This window comes from Devosia insulae DS-56, assembly GCF_000970465.2.
Taxonomy (GTDB): domain Bacteria; phylum Pseudomonadota; class Alphaproteobacteria; order Rhizobiales; family Devosiaceae; genus Devosia_A; species Devosia_A insulae.
In genome coordinates this window covers 1-2,937 of sequence record NZ_LAJE02000313.1, presented here as the reverse complement: position 1 = coordinate 2,937, position 2,937 = coordinate 1, and the positions used below count along the sequence as shown (strand labels likewise).

At 66.8% G+C, this 2,937-nt stretch carries 4 protein-coding genes; 2 read left to right on the top strand and 2 right to left on the bottom strand.

The genetic code is table 11. The features are described from left to right. Positions 1-138 precede the first annotated feature (138 nt). Both VW23_RS21420 and VW23_RS21415 read right to left on the bottom strand, forming a co-directional pair. The gene (locus tag VW23_RS21420; RefSeq protein ID WP_069911534.1) at positions 139-447 is read right to left on the bottom strand and encodes a Dabb family protein; all 309 of its coding nucleotides are present in this window, start codon (positions 445-447) and stop codon (positions 139-141) included. Further along, entirely contained in the window at positions 447-1,193 is a 747-nt protein-coding gene (locus VW23_RS21415) for an SDR family NAD(P)-dependent oxidoreductase (RefSeq protein ID WP_069911533.1), read from the bottom strand. The genes VW23_RS21420 and VW23_RS21415 overlap by 1 nt, the downstream gene beginning before the upstream one ends. A 210-nt stretch (positions 1,194-1,403) precedes the next feature. Here VW23_RS21415 and VW23_RS21410 point away from each other — a divergent pair, with 210 nt between their 5' ends. Next, a complete protein-coding gene (locus VW23_RS21410) occupies positions 1,404-1,592 on the top strand; it encodes a DUF4089 domain-containing protein (RefSeq protein WP_069911532.1) in 189 nt (62 codons plus the stop codon). Further along, a partial coding sequence (locus VW23_RS21405) for an AtzE family amidohydrolase (RefSeq protein ID WP_069911531.1) occupies positions 1,589-2,937 on the top strand: 1,349 nt, incomplete at its 3' end. The genes VW23_RS21410 and VW23_RS21405, both read left to right, overlap by 4 nt.

The window sequence follows — 2,937 nt, the reverse complement described above, 5'->3', positions numbered from 1 at the left end:
AGGTGTATAAGAGCCAGCCCGCAAGGTAGGAGGAGACCAAAACACTGACGCCCGAGTTGGCGTCTCCCTCCCCCTGGGGGGGAGGGGACAGGGGTGGGGGTACTCTCCCCGCCCCGACCTATCCCCCGTTAGGGTGCGTCAAACCTCGATATCGAACACCAGCAAGCCCTTCACCCCGCCCTCGAGCGCCGCGACGAGCCGCTTGCCCGCCTCCTGGTGCTTACCGTCGGCCAGGTACGCGTCACGCGCCGCGGCGTCCGGAAAGTCCATGGTAAAACCGTCGACAAACCCCTGGTGCAGGCCTTCGGGCGAGACGTTCGGGCCATAGCTCATGTGGTCGATCTCGAGGTGTACGCCGAGCGCGGCGAGCTGCTCGTAGATCCCCTGCTTCTCGGCGGCCGGGACATCAGCGCGGAACTTCAGGAACACACAGTGGCGGATGGTCATCAGTAAGTGGTCCTGCCGCCGGAGAGATCGAACACCGAGGCGGTGGTAAAACTGTTCTCCTTCGACACCAGCCAGGCCACCATATTGGCGAGCTCATCCACCTCGAGGAAGCGGCCGCGCGGGATGCGGCTCAGCATGTACTCGATGAACTCCTTGGTGACTTCCTTGAGGATAGCGGTGTTGGCGACCGCCGGGGTGATGGCGTTGACCGCGATATCGTACTTGGCGACTTCCTTACCGAGCGCCTTCACCAGCCCGAGCACCCCGGATTTCGAAGCGGCATAGGCGGCGGCATTGGGGTTGCCTTCCTTGCCGGCGACCGACGAGATGTTGACGATGCGGCCGTAGTTGCGCGCCTTCATCGACGGGATCACCACGCGGTTGACGTAGAACGTGCCGTTGAGGTTGATCTCGATGACGCGCCGCCATTCGTCGAGCCCGTACTCATCGAGCGGCGCGTTCTTGCCGGCAATGCCGGCCGAGTTGAGCAGGATCGACACCGGGCCGACCTCCTTCTCCACTGCGGCATGGGCGGCGGCGAGCCCGTCACAATCGGTGATGTCGACCGTCTGGCTCGCTGCCGCGTCGCCGAGCAGCCCCACCGCGACCTTCAATGCCTCGGCATCGCGGTCCCACAGGCTGACCTTGGCGCCCGAGGCGATGAAGCGCTTGGCACAGGCCAGGCCGAAGCCCGAGGCGCCGCCGGTGATCACCGCAACCTGCCCGTTGAGATCGATCTGATTCACGTCTGTTCCCTCGCTGCCGGCTTTCCCGGCGGTTTCCTCACTGTAACGGCTAACATGTCAGTTCCGGCGAAACCAGTCGCTGCCGTGTCGATGCCCCGCGACCATCAAGATGATTGCCGCACAAGGCGCTGTCGTGTGAGGGTAATTTACGGCTGGTAGCACGGGAGCAGGGGGCTGCACTCGGCTGGCCGACGCGAGGCATGACGCGCCATGGCCTACAAACCCTTCGATGCCGATGCGCTGATCGATGCGGCGGCGCCGCTGCTGCAGCTGCGCATCGCGCCCGAGCACCGGGCCGGCATCAAGCTCAACCTGAAGACCGCTTCGAAGATGGCGGCTTTGGTCGAGCAGGTGAAGCTCGACGATGACGCCGAGCCGGCACCGGTCTATCGCGCATGAAGGCGACCGCCGGCGCCGTCGAGATTGCTGAGGCCGTCAAGAGCGGCGCCACCACGGCGCGCGCCGTGACCGAGGCGGCGCTCACGCGGATCGAGCGGCACAACCCGATGCTCGGTGCTTTCACCGATGTGACGGCGGAGCGGGCGCTGGAGCAGGCCGAGCTCGTCGACAGCAAGATCCGCAACGCCATGGATCCCGGCCCGCTCGCCGGCGTGCCGTTCGCGGTCAAGAACCTCTACGACATCAAGGGCATCCCGACCCGCGCCGGCTCGAAGATCAACCGTGACAACCCGCCGGCGGCGCGCGACGCGACGCTGGTGACCCGCATGGAGGCAGCGGGCGCCGTGCTGCTCGGCGGCCTCAACATGGACGAATACGCCTACGGCTTTACCGGCGAGAACGCCCATGACGGCCCATCGCGCAACCCGCACGGGCTCGACCGGATGACCGGCGGCTCGTCCGCGGGGCCTGCTGCCGCGGTGGCCGGCGGGCTGGTGCCGCTGAGCCTCGGCTCCGACACCAACGGCTCGATCCGCGTGCCGGCCTCGTTCTGCGGGCTGTTCGGGCTGAAGCCGACCTATGGCCGGCTGAGCCGGGCGCATAGTTTCCCCTTCGTCTCCAGCCTCGATCATCTCGGTCCATTCGCCCGCTCCACCCGCGACCTGGCTTTGGCCTATGACACGATGCAGGGGTTCGACGAGGCCGATCCGGCCCAGACCAAGCGGGTGAACGAGCTGACCTTCGCGCGGCTGAAGCATCCGATCCCCGGGCTGCGCATCGCCGTCGCCGGCGACTATTTCCTAGGCGCGCCCGAAGTGCAGGCAGAGGTGCAGAAGGTGGCGAAGGCGCTCGAGGTGACCAAGACCGTCACCCTGCCCGACGCGCAGGCGGCCCGCGCCGCCGCCTTTCTCATCACCATGGCCGAGGGGGCAACGCTGCATCTCGACCGGCTGCGGCAACGGCCCGACGATTTCGACCCCGAAGTACGCGATCGCTTGCTCGCCGGCACCATGCTGCCTGCTGTCTGGGTGGAACGGGCGCAGAAACTGCGCCGGGTGTTCCGCGATCGCGTGCTGAAACTGTTCAACGGCGTCGACGCCATCCTCGCCCCGGCAACGCCGATGAAGGCGCCGCTGCTCGGCCAGAAGACCGCGATGTTCGGCGGCGTCGAGCTGCCGGTGCGGCCCAATCTGGGGATCTTTACCCAGCCGATCTCGTTCATCGGCTTGCCGGTGGTGACGGTGCCGGTGTGGCAGGACGGCGAGGACCTGCCGCTCGGCGTGCAGGTGATCGCCGCGCCTTGGCGCGAAGACGTGTGCCTGAGGATCGCCCACCAGCTGGAAAC

Bases quoted from the DNA above. Each gene is read 5' to 3' on its own strand.
- VW23_RS21420 (WP_069911534.1), bottom strand. From the start codon at position 447: ATGACCATCCGCCACTGTGTGTTCCTGAAGTTCCGCGCTGATGTCCCG.
- VW23_RS21410 (WP_069911532.1), top strand. From the start codon at position 1,404: ATGGCCTACAAACCCTTCGATGCCGATGCGCTGATCGATGCGGCGGCG.